Raw genomic sequence first — 14515 nt, 5'->3', positions numbered from 1 at the left:
CCGCCATCGGGCACTGACAAGCTTACTCCTTACGGAAAAAATCGTTATACAACATATACAAATGCGCGGAACTCCACGAGAAGTTCGGTGCGCCCTGCTGGCCGCCGGTCAGCGGGTTGTAGTTTTCCTGAATCGGCCCGTCGCTGGTTAAGCCTTTGGCGTGGCGGAAGAAGGTGTCCGCCAGTTTCACTGCTTCCTCGCGATGCCCATAGCGTTCCATGCCCTTCAGCCCGAACCAGAACTGATCGACCCACACCCGGCCTCGCCAGTAAATATCGGCGCCAAACGCCGGGCTGGTGAGCGCGGCGGTGCCGAGCGGCACGAAGGTGTTGAACTCTTTCGGGTCGAGCATCACTTTCACCACTGCATCGGCATGGGCCTGGGTTGCCGCGCCGTTGAACAGCGGCGACCAGCCTTCCGGGCCTTTGCCGCGTTCGACAATGGGCTTGCCCGCGCAGCCGTTAGCCAGCGGCTTGTCTTCAATGCGAATGTCGTAATAGAAACCTGTTGTCGCATCAAACATGCAGGTGTTGATGTACTCCGCCAGCTTTCCGGCAAGTGCGGTGTAGCGGCTGGCTTCCTCCGGTTTGCCGAGGATTGTCGCCATCTGCGCCAGATAGTGGTTGTCGCTGTACATGTAGCTCGCCTGATCGACGGACTCCTGCAACAGCGAATAGCCAAGCAGCGTGCCCTTCGCATCGCGGTTTTCGGCGAAGTTCACCGTCCAGTCGCTGCGCTTGCCGCCGTTTTGCACGTATTTATCCAGCTGGTCTTTGTCGATAAAGCCAAACACCGCTGCGTCATCGCGCCCGGATTCCCAGGAGGCAGCCACCTGCGCCGGAATTTGCAGGCTATCGTATTGGCCTTTGCTGACGGTGGCGTCGTAGTTTTTCAGGCCGGAAAGCGTCTCTTCTTTGTCGCCTTTTTTCACCGTAAACAGCATCTCGCCGCTGGCGGTGTTATGCGCTTTATCCTTCGTCGCGCCGTACTCCGGCACGCCGTTGTGGTTGTGATCGCGATTACGCAGCCACCAGTCGTGATAGGCCACCAGTTTCGGGTACATCTCTTCCAGCCACGCTTTATCTTTGGTGACTTTATAGACCTCCATCACCGACCACGCTGCCAGGCTTGGCTTGGTGTTGCGCTCGTTCCAGTTGCCGCCATCACCGCCGCGATCCGGGCTCAGGTTCCAGGCAATCAGGTCTGGCACAAAGCCTGCGTCCTGTGGGCGGACTTTATCGCCAGGCTGAACCTGCCAGGAGAAGACGGCGCGGATATTGTCTTTGGCTATCTCTGGGTTGAAGTGCGCCATCGCAAAAGCCTGTTTCCAGGTGTCCCACGGCCAGGTCTGGTTGCCGGAGAACCAGCGCCCGGTCACCGACGGCGTGACGGTGTTGAACTTCACCGCGCCGCCCGGCGAGCGCCAGTTGCCGTTCAGGGTTTCAATGGCTTTAACCGCCACGCGGGTTTGCTCCGGCGTAGCCTCCGGATTGGTCAGACCGCGCTGGAGATACCCTTCCCAGCGCTGTTCGGCAGCCTGCATGTAGTGCGACGGACGGGCGAGAATATCGCGAATCTGCATTTTTTCATGGCTGACGTCTTCAGCGGTCAGCAGGTGAGAATAAGTGGTCCACAGCGTGGTCGAGCCGTTGATTCGCGCGGTGCTGGTGAAGCGATGCCCCTCGACGGTCGTCTCGACAGGAATCGACTTATGCACCTGATACTGCGAGGCTCCGGAGGTCAGCAGATCCCAGGTTGAACGCACTTTGCCGAATTTCACGTCCACGCCATCGCGGGTGGCGACGAGCTGGCGCTGATAGTCCGGGTAGGCCGCATCAATCGTCTTATCGGAGACGGCTTTCCCCTCTTTGGCCTGCAATTTTTCCAGCAGCTCACCATCCCATTTCAGCAGCAGCGGAGCATCGCTGGTAATCTTCGTTTCCAACAGCGAGGTGCGCGGGCTGGCGAAACGCAGGGTCATCACAATCTTCACCCCGGGCGCGGTCAGGGTTTGCACCAACGCGCCGGGAAGGCTCCATGCTTGCATTGTGAAATCAACCTTTTTGCCGCCGCGGTACACCGTCAGACGGTCGAAATTGGTCGCCATAAAGTTGATGTACTCTTCGGTCAGCAGCGCCGGGCCGGGAAAGCCGCCCATCGTTGCCGGGCCGTCGGGCAGCAGGTGGCCGTGCCAAGCACCGAGATCGAAGAACGGGTTAAAGCGCTGGTGGTCGTCGCTGTCGAAATCCTGCATGTTGTGCGGCGCGCCGACGCGGTTGATGACATTTTTATAGCTGTCTGCGCTGCCCGCGTGCGCCGACAGGCTCAGCAGCAGAGCGCAGGCCAACGGGGCGAGAGTGGTCGTCAATTTCATGGTGATTCTGTCCTTGTTACCAGTAGAAGTATTGCATCAGGAACACCTGATCGCTGGGATCGCCGGAGGCGGTTTTCATGTACCAGCGGCTGTCGGCGGCAGTGGCAAAACGCCCCCCGCCGTATTCATACCAGATGCCAAACTGCATAAATGAGGTGGTTTCTTCAGCCGCCTCGTCGGGACGGTGCTTCGCGTAACTCCAGGCGGTGGAGAAATAGAGCCCTTTCAGCGGTTCTACCATCGCGCTCGCCATAAACCCGGTTTCGGTGCCTGGAGTGCCCAGGCCTTTGGCGCGCCCGGTGTGATGCCAGGCACGTACCGCCAGGTGCGGCGACAGAATGCCAGTCAGGAACAGCTGCCCGGTACCGTCGGTCACTTCCAGGCCGTTCTACGCCTTCGATGAATTCATATTGCAGATAGCCGTTCATCATCGCCGGATAGGTGTATTTATCGTCGTACCGGTCGTACTTGCCAAAATGCAGCCAGGCCTTGCTTTCATCATGATGCCCGGCGGGCGTGGCGGTCACGCTGTAGCGCAGTTTCCCTGTCAGATTCTGCACCTTCAGGGCATACATGATGTCGCGGGTGTTGGGGATAACGTAGCCCAGATCTGGCGTGAAATCGCCCCACCATTGCAGGTCATCGAGTGACGAATCCTGGCGCACGCTGAGCATGATTTCGGTGTTGTCATCCGTACGATAACCGCCATACAAACGGTTCAGGCCGCCTTCAAAACCGCCCCAACTATGATCTGGAACCCAGGCATTGCCCTGGCTGTCGGCCTGAACGGTCCAGCCTTCGCCGTAAATCAGGCCAAACCATGGGCCATGTTTGATTTCCAGCCCGCCTTCGATATAAGTGCCGTCGCTGTATTTGTGTTTCTCCGGGCCTTCGAGATCCATATAGCCGCCAACGCCCAGTTCGCCATAAAAACGGTATGAGGTGTCGGACAGTTCCGGCGTGCGGGTGTCGTCATGCTCCGCCGGGCGAGCCTCTTCCGCGGCCAGCGCCGGGTTGCAAAAAGACAGGGCAGCGAGTGCCCCGTAAACAGAAGGTGAAAGTCTCATTAGGTTCCTGGTTCCTTCAGGAGAGAGTTTGCGCGGGAGCGGCTTCACGCTTTTTTTCAGATTGCGACAGCCCCCGGATGTATTTGCTGTATTTCCACCACGCAAAACCGAGGAAGATGACAATGCCGCCGACGTTATAGAACACGATGGTCAGAATATTGCCGCCGGTCGGGAAGGTGGAGGCAATAAAGCCAATGGTGAAAATCACGATCAGCATGGAAACAACCACAATGCCGGTGGTGCGCGAGCCCATCTTAAAATCGCGTGGCAGATGGTCGAGTTTGCGGCGCAGGTTCAGGTAGGCCAGCATAATAAACAGCGGCGGCAGCATAGAGGCAGCAGCCGTCATGTTGATAACCGTGTTCATTAAATCCTGGGCGGTGTTGGAGCCCAGAGTAGGAATAATCATCAACGGGATAACGATTAAATACTGTATCCACGCCGCTCGTGCAGGCACACCGTTTTCATTCAGAGCGACGGTTTTCGGTCCAAAAATGCCGGACGGAATTTCAGAGAAGAAAATTTTCACCGGCGTGGCCGTCCACATCAGCAGCGAGCCAAACATCGCGGTGAAGGAGACCAGGCCAACGAAGCGATTCATCAGCACTTCCGGTAAACCGAAATAAATCGCCAGACCGTGGAACACCTGCACGGAGCCGCCGGTAAACTTCAATTCTTTGCTGCTGATAAAGACGTTAATCAGCACCGAGGAAATGGAGTACAGCACGCCAATAACGATCCCCGCGAGAATAATGACCTTCACGAAGGATTTAGAGCCGCCTTTCACATCATTCACATACACCGCCACGGATTCTGCCCCGCCTGCGGCCATGAAAATCCAGGTGGTGATGCCGAGGAACGCCCAGTTGAAATTGGGGATCATGGCATCGACGGTAATCGGGTCAGCAGGCTGCACGCCGCCGACCAGCGCCGCACCCGCCAGCAGAATATAAGACAGCGTCAGCAGTAGCATCAGTGTGGAGGTGACGGACGTAATCGGTCCGAGCATTTTTGCGCCGTTGGTCGAGACCCACGTCGAAAAAGCAAATAACACCAGGCTCAGCACCACGGTAGCAAACGGGGTGAGAATGTACTCATAGCCAAGAAAGGCATACGAGGCGTAAGCGATGACGCGCGGTAATAACGAGGTGAAGAAGAATAAATTCACGAACCAGTAGGTGTAGGCGGTAATAAACGCCCAGCGCCCGCCGAGCGAACTTTTCACCCACGCATAAACGCCTGCTTCGGAGTTTTTATTCAGCGAGACAAATTCGGCAATAATCAGGCAGAACGGAATAAAGTAGAACAGCGTCGCCAGGAAGAACATTGGCGCGGACGCCAGCCCTAGCTCGATATTATTATTAATGACGTTGTTAAAACTGAATACGGCGGCAAAGGTCAGCGACAGCAAGCCGAATTTGCCAATGGTATTACGTTTGGACTGTGAAGCATTGGATTCTGAAACAGTGGACTCTGACATAACGAATCTCCGGGTACAGGGAGGATAGCGGCGCTACGTCGGCGCCGCCGGATTTTTTATTTGTTATGGAAATAGCCGTCTTCTACGGTGACGCGCAGCACCACCTTTTTCACCGCGCCATCGCTGATGAAGCGGTAGGCTTCGTCGATGTCGCAAATGACCATTTGCCCTTCGTGAACCTGCACGGTGTCACCGCAACCTCTGAGAAATTCGCGGTCGGTTTCATCGCGGTAGCACTCCACCACCTGAAGCTGTGCTTTCGGCGCGTACTCAATTTTTTGCGCGCCTTGCAGGTAGTAATGGACGTCAAAGTAGCGGCGATGCCCCAGAAACAGCGCATCGGTGGTGGTGTCGGTGCTCAGGCGGTAACTCAGCGAATCACCAATCGAATGCGCCACACCGGGGCGAACTCTGTCGATGTTGTTAATGGCTTCCACACAGCGCTGCCATTTGCGACCGCCGTGATAGCGACGGGTAAACTCTTCCAGGTTATTGATAATGTCCATTATTCGGCCTCGCATTCGGCAGCGGTTGGGGTGAGAGAGAATGCCTGAGTCAGCACGTTGCCGCTGGCAGGCAGCAGGGTGAAGCCATAGCGGAAGTCGCTAAAGCGCACGCGGAAGCTGTCCAGCACTTCGCTGCCCCAGGAGTTCGAGCCCAGACCCAACAGCTGGTGGTCAAGATTGAGGGTGATGTGGTCGCTGCGCTGCAGTTCGTTGCAGTGACGTGCGGCGTGAATGGCCTCGGCGGTGTACGGCCAGGCGCTAAAGTGAAGAGGTTGCTGCGGCACGACCAGCAGGCCATTCCCCTGGCGGTTAGTGAGCGCCGCCCAGCGCACCTGCTGGCGGTTGCCGTTGTTCTGCGGGAACGGATAGTTCTCGAACATCGCGTCCACCGTGCTGTGCCAGACGTCAACCAGGCTGGATTGCTGGCTGTCCGGGTAGTTTTCCCCCGGCCCGCGTCCGTAATACTTCACCTGCTCAAAGCTGCCGTTGATGCCCAGCGTGAAGCCGATGCACGGAATGATGTGCGAATAGTCGCCGTAAGGTGTACCCGATAGCTCGACGCTCAATGCTCCGGCCGGGCTGACGCGCCAGCGATAGGTGCAGCGCATGCCAAAATCAAACACCGGCGGGGCGATAACGCTTTCACTGAAGAGGCACACCTCGTTGCCCTCGCGTTCCACGCGAAACGCGCGTATGTGCTCCTGCATAATCTGCAAATGATTCGGCTGCCACAGCCCTTCGTATTCCTGTTTGTGGTTATCAATCATCGGCTTGAAGAAGGTGATTTTGCCTTCTTCGGCAATCATCTCCTCGCCGTTGACCCGCCATGACGTCAGCTTGCCGCTGCGCTTAGAGAACACCATCAGGAAGTTATGCCCGCGGACGGTACAGTTCAGGCGTTCGTCTTCAACGAGCAACGCAGTGGCGTTATCAGAGAGCCACGGTTTTGCCGCCAGTGTGCGAGGGGCGAGCAGGAACTGATACTGTGCAATCGGGTGATGCGCTTCGCTGTAGCACGTTGCGGAATCCTTGCTGACAAACACGTTGATCCAGCTTTCACGCCCTTCGGTTTGCGGCAGATCGATGTTCAGCGTGCGGCTGCTGTTCGGCGGCAGGTCGCTGACTTTCAGGCTCTGGCTGCTGATGAGCTCACCTTCGGCTTTGATCTCGATTCGCAAGGTGTAGTCGTCAAGCGTGCTGAACCAAAGCTTGTTTTCGATTCGCAGTTCGCCGCGAGCCAAATCGACGGCGTGGACTTTCACCGGGGCAATCACCTGCTTGTATTCCCGCAGGCCAGGGCCCGGGGTCTGGTCGGAATAAATCAGCCCGTCGAGGCAGAAGTTGGCGTTATTCGGGTAGTCACCAAAATCGCCGCCGTACTGGTAGAACGTCTTGCCGTCCGCGTCGTGTGCCTGAATACCGTGATCGCACCACTCCCAGACGTAATGGCCTTGCAGGCAGTCGTGGCGATAAAACACATTCTGGTATTCGCTTAACCCGCCAGGGCCGTTGCCCATTGCATGCGCGTATTCGCAGATGATGCGTGGTTTAGGATGCGGGTATTCGCCGAACTCGTTCATCAGCGGCACGCGGGTGTACATGGTGGAAATGATGTCCACCACTTCGGCATCCCGGTCTTCTTCGTAATGTACTAAGCGCGTTGGGTCCAGCGCCTTGCAGGCTTTGGCCATCGCGCGGATATTGCAGCCATAGCCGGATTCGTTGCCCAGCGACCAGATGACGACAGAAGGGTGGTTTTTCTGCGCCTGAACGTGACGCACGATGCGTTCGACGTACACGCCTTCCCACGCAGGATCGTCGGTGATACGGCTCAGATCGCCGACGTTGGCGAAGCCGTGCGATTCCACGTCGGTTTCCGCCATCACGAACAAGCCGTAAAGATCGCAGAGTTCATAAAAGCGCGGATCGTTCGGATAGTGAGCGGTGCGCACCGAGTTGATGTTGTGCTGCTTCATCAGGATCAAGTCTTTTTCGACCCGATCCATGCTCACCGCGCGGCCCTTCAGGTGATCGTTATCATGACGGTTCACGCCGTGCAGCATCACGTAGTGGTTGTTGATCAGCATCAGGCCGTCGCGCACCTGAATGTCGCGGAAACCCACGCGCTGCGGCACCACTTCGAGAGTTTCCCCGGCGGCGTTTTTCAGGATCAGCAATAGCTGGTAGAGGTAAGGCGATTCGGCAGACCACTGTTTCGGCTGCTTCACGTCAACGCTGAAATCGAGCGTCTGGCGCTGGCTGACGCTGCCTTTAGTCGAGCCCTGATAAAGGCACAGCTCGCCGTCGAAAAGCTGGTATTCAAGGCTGACGTTTTCTGCCTGTGCAGCCAGATTTTCCAGCTCCACACGACAGGAAAGCGTGGCATCGCGGTAGTCGTCGTTAAACACGGTGCTGACGGTGAAATCGTCGATGTGCGTCGGCGTGCGCCCGACGAGGTAAACGTCGCGGAAAATGCCTGCCGTCCACCACATGTCCTGGTCTTCCACGTAGGTGGAGTCCGCCCACTGCATCACTTTGACGCATAACAGGTTTTCTCCGGCGTGAACGTAAGCGGAAAGGTCGAACTCGGCGGTCAGGCGGCTGCCTTTGCTGAACCCGACGTAATGTCCGTTCACATAGACTTCAAAGTAGGTTTCCACTCCGTCGAATTTGATGAGCGTCTGACGCGCGTTCCAGTTTTCGCCGAGTGTAAAGATGCGCTGATAGGCGCCGGTGGGGTTAGCGGTAGGCACGAAAGGCACGTCAATCGGGAACGGGAAACCTTCGTCGGTGTATTGCAGCTGGCCGTGGCCTTCAAGCTGCCACATCGACGGCACACTAATTTGCCCCCAGTCATTCATCAGCCGCTGGGGGAAATCCTCCGGCACATCAAGCGGATGATCAAAATAGCGAAACGTCCATTGGCCGCTTAGCAGCAAAAAATGGCTGCTGGCTTCGCGCGCAAAGCGGCGCGCCTCGTCGACGGACGGATAAGCAAAAAAGTACGCGCGCGGCGGCAGCCGGTTCTCGTGCGTTTGCTGAACATTCTCCCAGCGGTTCATCTCATCTCCCTGCGGGTTAAACCATCATTGCAGGGGAGTTTAGTAAATATTTTACTAAATAAAATCAGTAAAAATGAAATGCGTTAACCGAATCACGAAAATAGCATTGCGGGGAGAAAGGAAAATAATCCGGTAAATGACCCTTCACACGTAGGCCGGGTCAGGCGTAGCCGCCACCCGGCATAGGGTTTAACGCGTGGTACCGCGCAGCTTTAACCGGCTCGGCACAAACACCTGTAACGGCAACGCTCGCCCGTCGCGGGCTTTTTCCAGCAGCAGGTTCACGCCCTGGCTGCCCATCATTTCGGAATGAATGCGCACGGTGGTCAGCGGCGGGAAGGTAAAGCGGGCGGTGGGAATATCGTTGACGCTGATGAGGCTGATGTCCTGCGGAATGGAAAGCCCTTTCTCGTGGATAGCCCGCAGCACGCCGATGGCGATGGAATCAGAGGCGACAAACAGTGCTTCGGGATAGTCGCTTTTCGCCAGCATTTGGGTCGCCAGCTCATATCCCGACGAACTGGAAAAGCCGCCGCGCCAGATGTCGCTTTCAGACACCACGCCTTTCAGATGGCCGTATTCGACGAACGCTTTCTCGCGAATATCTGCCTTGCCCGGCTGGTCTTCACCGCCGATAAAGCCGATACGCTGTACGCCCTGCGCCACAAAAAAGTCGATAACTTCTTTACTGATCCGCACCAGGTCGATATCCACCGAATCAAAACCGGAGTCGGGTTCGTTGAAATCGATGAAGCAGATGTTGTCGCTCAGAGCTTGCGCGGCCTGGCGCATCTGAGGAGTCGGTTTGCCGACAATGAGAATGCCGCTGACCTTATTCACCTCAGGAACTCCCTGATTTTCATAGCAGTTAGTCAGGCCGATATTCAGTTTTTCACACTGCGTTTCAATGCCGTGGCGGATGGCGAGGTAATACGGATCGTTGATTTCCAGCTCCTGACGGTAGCTGTACAGCGCCAGCACATGGTGGCAGACATCGTGATGGACCAGGCTTTTACGTGCGCTGCTGCCGCGATATTCCAGCTTTTCAGCGATCTCCAGGATCCGATGCCGGGTCTCTTCTTTGACATTCAGCGTCGGGTCGTCGTTAAGAATGCGCGACACGGTGGCCTGCGACACGCCCGCTTCCTTTGCGATATCTTTCAGTGTTGCCATGGGTCCCCTCTGCGCGGGAGTTGAAGTGTATGCTGCCGCCATTGTAATGAATCCGGCGAATTTAGTAAAAATCCATTGATCGGCAGTGCCGCTTATGCTGTGATTATTTTACTAAATATTTACCTGGAGATTGACATGGAAAAGGTAGCTTACGGGGATTTCGCTCGTCTGGAGATGCGCACCGGTAAAATTGTTGCGGTGAAAAGACATGAGAACGCTGACAAGCTGTACATCGTGCAGATTGACGTTGGCGGGCGCACGCTGCAGACCGTTACCAGCCTGGTACCTTACTACACTCAGGATGAGCTAAGGGGTAAACAGGTGGTAGTGCTGTGCAATCTGGAGAAAGCAAAAATGCGCGGAGAAGTGTCGGAGTGCATGCTGCTGTGTGCCGAAACCGAGGACGAAAGCGAAAGCGTTCTGCTGACCGCCGAGCGTGCTATGCCTGCTGGCGTGCGGATTGTTTAAAAGAAAAATGCCCGGTGGCGGCTACGCCTTACCGGGCCTACAATCTGGCCGATAAGCCATTGATAATTGTATTCTTTTCGTAGGCCGGATAAGCGCAGCGCCATCCGGCAGTTATGCCTGCTCCACGGACACCCGAAGTGCAGCCAACGCTTTCCCCGTCGCTTTGATAACCTGCTCGCACTGCTCAATTGTCAGTGTCAGCGGGGGTTCAATGCGAATGGTTTTGGCGTTGTTGAGCGTACCCGCCACCAGAATGCGCTGGCGGAACATTTCGCTCGCGAAGCTGTAGCCGATTTCATTGTCGACAAACTCGATGGCAATCAACATTCCTTTCCCGCGCGCTTCCTGCACCAGATCCGGATATTCACGTGCCAGCAGGCGGAAACCGTCCAGCAGCATGTCACCTTTCTGTTCGGCCTGAGCCGGCAGGTTCTGTTCCAGCAGCACGTTGATGGTCGCCAGCGCCGCCGCACAGGCGAGCGGGTTACCGCCAAAGGTGGTGGTGTGCAGGAATGGGTTGTCGAACAACACTGAGAACACTTCTTCTGTCGCGACCGTCGCGCCAATCGGCATCACACCACCGCCCAGCGCTTTGGCGAGGCAGAGAATGTCCGGCTGCACGTTTTCATGTTCACAGGCGAACATTTTACCGGTGCGGCCCATCCCGGTTTGCACTTCGTCGAGGATCAGCAGCGCGCCAAACTCATCGCAGAGCTTACGCACCGCAGGCAGATAACCCTGCGGAGGCAGGATCACGCCACCTTCACCCTGAATCGGCTCAAGGATAATCGCCGCGACGTCATCACCGGTCTTTTTGCATTCGCTCAGCACGGTGCGCATGGCGTTGATATCGCCAAACGGCACATGGCGGAAGCCCGGCAGCAGCGGCATAAACGGTTTGCGGAAGGTGGATTTCGCCGTTGCCGACAGCGCCCCGAGAGATTTCCCGTGGAATGCACCGCTGGTGGCGATAAACGTAAATTTCCCGCGTGGTGACTGATACGCTTTGGCAAGCTTGATAGCGGCCTCGACGGATTCTGTCCCGCTGTTGCTGAAGAAGCTGTATTTCAGTTTGCCCGGCGTCAGTGCGGCCAGCGTTTTTGCCAGCATCGCACGCAGCGGGTCGAGCAGTTCCTGGCTGTGAAGCGGTTGTTTCGCGAGTTGATTCTGTACGGCGGAAACCACTGTTGGATTACGGTGCCCTACGTTGAAAATCCCAAACCCCCCAAGACAATCGATAAACTCTTGTCCCTGGGTGTCGACAAGCGTATTCAGACTGCCCGCTTGCCATTCTACGGCTCCGTAATCCCCGCCTGCAGTGACAGACTTGCGATACTCAAGAAACCCCGGATTCACATGCTCTTTGAAGTACTCCCGAACCTCCTGGTTGAGTGATTTCATCTCCTCATGATCAAGCGTGCGCTTTTCAATGAGATTCAGTGCGTGCGCGCTGCAGGCAAGAGCCGAGGCGCTGGAAGGTAACCTGTTCAAAATATGCTCCTGGGTATCGCGTATCACATGATACTGATTTAAGTATTGCAGGGATTACGCCACCCTGGAGCGGAACGCAAAAATCGAGATAAACGGCTGTGGAGGGCTGAATGTTACAAAATTTAATCATTCCTATAACATTTATGCGGTTTTTACTCCTGAGCTTCCAGCATAAGTGCGGTCATTATATTGAACGGTTGCATCATGCTGGTGCAGCGGTTGCATCATCAGGGGGAAGGCTCAGCAAAAACAGGGTTTAAACGCAAAGTGCGATCTGTATCAACTTTAACAATTAAAGATAAAGTGGTTATCGCCGAAATAACAATTAAGAGAAAAATTAATAACCACTGATTCCAGCAAAGGACGCGTAAATGTCACCTCCATTAACAGTTACTCAGCGTGATTATCCGCTAGACGATGACACCACGTTAATGTCGACCACCGATCTGCAAAGCCACATCACCCACGCCAACGACACCTTCGTCCACGTTAGCGGCTACCGCCTGGAAGAACTGACCGGGCAGCCGCACAATCTGGTACGTCATCCGGATATGCCGAAAGCCGCGTTTGCGGATATGTGGGCAACGCTTCAGCAGGGCGAGCCATGGACCGGAATTGTCAAAAACCGCCGTAAGAACGGCGACCATTATTGGGTGCGAGCCAACGCGGTGCCGATGGTGCGCGAGGGCAAAATCACCGGCTATATGTCGATACGTACCAAAGCGCAGCCGGAAGAAATCGCCGCCGTCACGCCGCTCTATCAGGCGCTGAACGAAGGGCGCTGCAACAAGCGTGTGCATAAAGGCCTGGTTACCAGCAAACGCTGGTGGGGCAAACTGCCATCGCTGCCCATTCGCTGGCGAGTGCGTAGCGTGCTGGCGGTCACGTGGGTGTTATTGATGAGTACGTTGCTGACAACGGGTGCGCACTGGCTTGGGCTGAGCATCAGCACCGTGATGCTGCTTATCGGCGCGGCACTGCTGGAATGGCAAATTGTGCGTCCTCTGGAGAACGTTGCGCGTCAGGCTTTGAGCGTGGCAACTGGCGAGAGAAACAGTGTGGAACAGCTCAACCGCAGCGACGAGTTAGGGTTGATCCTGCGTTCGGTCGGGCAGCTGGGGCTGATGTGCCGCTGGCTGATTCATGACGTTTCAGGCCAGGTGGCGAGCGTGCGCCAGGGTAGTGAGACGTTAGCCAAAGGCAATGACGATCTCAACGAACGTACGCGCCAGACAGTGGTTAATGTGCAGCAAACGGTGGCAACCATGAGCCAGATGGCGGCGTCGGTACAGAACAATGCCCAGACTGCGACGGCGGCGGATAAACTCTCGAACGAAGCCAGCGCGGCGGCCACGCAGGGCGGTCAGGCGATGCACACTGTGGTGAAAACCATGGATGAGATTGCCGACAGCACGCAGCGCATCGGCTCTATCACCAAACTGATTAACGACATTGCCTTCCAGACCAATATTCTGGCGCTCAACGCGGCGGTGGAGGCGGCAAGAGCAGGCGAGCAGGGCAAAGGCTTTGCGGTGGTGGCGGGTGAAGTCCGCCATCTGGCAAGTCGTAGCGCCAGTGCCGCGAACGATATTCGTAAGCTGATTGATGCCAGCGCCGACAAGGTGCAATCGGGTTCTGATCAGGTTCATGCCGCGGGAAAAACGATGGACGATATCGTGAGCCAGGTTCGCCATGTGACAGGGCTTATCGCGCAGATCAGTCATTCCACGTCTGAACAGGCGGCAGGATTGTCGGATTTAACACGCGCCGTGGCCGAACTGGACGCTATCACCCAGAAAAACGCCGGGCTGGTGGAAGAGAGCGCCCATGTCTCGGCGATGGTGAAACACCGCGCCGGGCGTTTGCAGGACGCGGTAACCGTGTTGCATTGATCTTTAGCCAGGGTCAAAGACCGCACATCCTGTGCTTTTGCGTTTTGTTGTAAATCATTATCATTTACGTTAATGATAACGACAATCTTTCGCAGAGGCTGACCGATGACGACCCCTAAACAGAAATACCCACAGCGAGTCCGTAACGAGCTGCGGTTCCGTGAACTGACCGTTCTTCGCGTAGAGCGCGTCAGTGCGGCATTCCAGCGCATTGTGCTGGGCGGTGAGGCGCTGGAAGGCTTCACCTCCCCAGGATTTGACGATCACACCAAACTCTTTTTCCCGGAGCCGGGAAGCCATTTTTCGCCGCCGACGGTCACCGATGAAGGTATCGTGTGGGCAGAAGGCGTGCGCCCGGTATCACGCGACTACACGCCGCTGTTCGATGCGCAGCGTAACGAACTGACGTATGACTTTTTCATTCACGAAGGCGGTGTTGCAAGCCAGTGGGCGATGAATGCCAAAGCAGGCGATAAGCTGACGATTGGCGGCCCACGCGGATCGCTGGTGGTGCCAGAAGATTACGCCTGGCAGCTTTATGTTGCCGATGAGTCAGGCATGCCAGCGCTGTTGCGCCGATTTAAAGCGTTGCGCGAGCTGCCTGTGCGCCCGCAGGTGAAAGCCATTGTGGCGGTGGCGGACGCCAGCTATCAGGATTACCTGGCAGATTGCGGCTTCGAGATTGACTGGGTTATCGGTCACAGCAAGGAAGCCGTGGCTGAGAAACTGAAAGCGGTGACGGTGCCGGAAGAAGACTATTTCCTGTGGCTGACCGGGGAAGGCGCAGTGGTGAAAGCGCTGTTGGATAACTGCATTTCTGACGCTATTGACCCGCAGTTAGTGCGTTCTCAGGCCTACTGGCATCAAAAGTGATTGTGCCAGCCCCTCTCCCTAACCCTCTCCCGCGGGGCTGAGGGATCCCCAGTAATATGGTCATTCGCCTGTGACCATATTACTGTACTCTTTCCCTAATAATTTCAGCGCATTAACTATATTCATTCG

The 14515-nt window shown here is 56.2% G+C and carries 9 protein-coding genes and 1 pseudogene; 3 read left to right on the top strand and 7 right to left on the bottom strand.

Annotated elements, in window-relative coordinates:
• Positions 1-22: 22 nt before the first annotated feature.
• The 6 genes and pseudogenes from ygjK to ebgR form a co-directional block, all read right to left on the bottom strand.
• Entirely contained in the window at positions 23-2374 is a 2352-nt protein-coding gene (ygjK, locus tag ACI2I2_RS08125; RefSeq protein WP_404657465.1) for an alpha-glucosidase, read from the bottom strand.
• A 16-nt stretch (positions 2375-2390) separates the two neighbouring features.
• A pseudogene (gene ygjJ / locus ACI2I2_RS08120) lies at positions 2391-3441 on the bottom strand (protein YgjJ).
• 16 nt (positions 3442-3457) lie between these two features.
• Positions 3458-4921, bottom strand: a complete 1464-nt coding sequence (locus ACI2I2_RS08115) for an amino acid permease (RefSeq protein WP_404657464.1) — start codon at positions 4919-4921, stop codon at positions 3458-3460.
• A gap of 56 nt (positions 4922-4977) precedes the next feature.
• Positions 4978-5427, bottom strand: a complete 450-nt coding sequence (locus ACI2I2_RS08110) for a beta-galactosidase subunit beta (RefSeq protein WP_404657463.1) — start codon at positions 5425-5427, stop codon at positions 4978-4980.
• On the bottom strand, positions 5427-8489 hold the full coding sequence (ebgA, locus tag ACI2I2_RS08105) for a beta-galactosidase subunit alpha (protein ID WP_404657462.1): 3063 nt from the start codon (positions 8487-8489) through the stop codon (positions 5427-5429). Before ebgA ends, ACI2I2_RS08110 begins: the two co-directional genes overlap by 1 nt.
• 189 nt (positions 8490-8678) lie before the next feature.
• The gene (gene ebgR, locus ACI2I2_RS08100) at positions 8679-9662 is read right to left on the bottom strand and encodes a transcriptional regulator EbgR (protein WP_404657461.1); all 984 of its coding nucleotides are present in this window, start codon (positions 9660-9662) and stop codon (positions 8679-8681) included.
• Between the two features lie 135 nt (positions 9663-9797).
• On the opposite strand from ebgR, the gene ACI2I2_RS08095 reads away from it, so the two are divergent.
• The gene (locus ACI2I2_RS08095) at positions 9798-10130 is read left to right on the top strand and encodes a tRNA-binding protein (protein ID WP_404657460.1); all 333 of its coding nucleotides are present in this window, start codon (positions 9798-9800) and stop codon (positions 10128-10130) included.
• A gap of 111 nt (positions 10131-10241) precedes the next feature.
• Here the strand turns inward: ACI2I2_RS08095 and ygjG are convergent, their stop codons facing one another.
• A complete protein-coding gene (gene ygjG, locus ACI2I2_RS08090) occupies positions 10242-11621 on the bottom strand; it encodes a putrescine aminotransferase (RefSeq protein ID WP_404657459.1) in 1380 nt (459 codons plus the stop codon).
• A gap of 371 nt (positions 11622-11992) precedes the next feature.
• Here ygjG and ACI2I2_RS08085 point away from each other — a divergent pair, with 371 nt between their 5' ends.
• Together ACI2I2_RS08085 and ACI2I2_RS08080 are read left to right on the top strand one after the other, a co-directional pair.
• Positions 11993-13513 (top strand): methyl-accepting chemotaxis protein, encoded by a 1521-nt coding sequence (locus tag ACI2I2_RS08085; protein WP_404657458.1) that lies wholly within the window; start codon positions 11993-11995, stop codon positions 13511-13513.
• A 105-nt stretch (positions 13514-13618) separates the two neighbouring features.
• Positions 13619-14386, top strand: coding sequence for a siderophore-interacting protein (locus tag ACI2I2_RS08080; protein ID WP_404657457.1), 768 nt, complete (start codon positions 13619-13621; stop codon positions 14384-14386).
• The last annotated feature ends 129 nt before the right edge of the window (positions 14387-14515 follow it).

Origin of the sequence: Scandinavium sp. NPDC088450, from assembly GCF_044900545.1 — a bacterium.
Taxonomy (GTDB): Bacteria; Pseudomonadota; Gammaproteobacteria; order Enterobacterales; family Enterobacteriaceae; genus Scandinavium.
The sequence above is the reverse complement of the archived record's forward strand: the minus strand, read 5'-3'. Positions and strand labels throughout refer to the sequence as shown.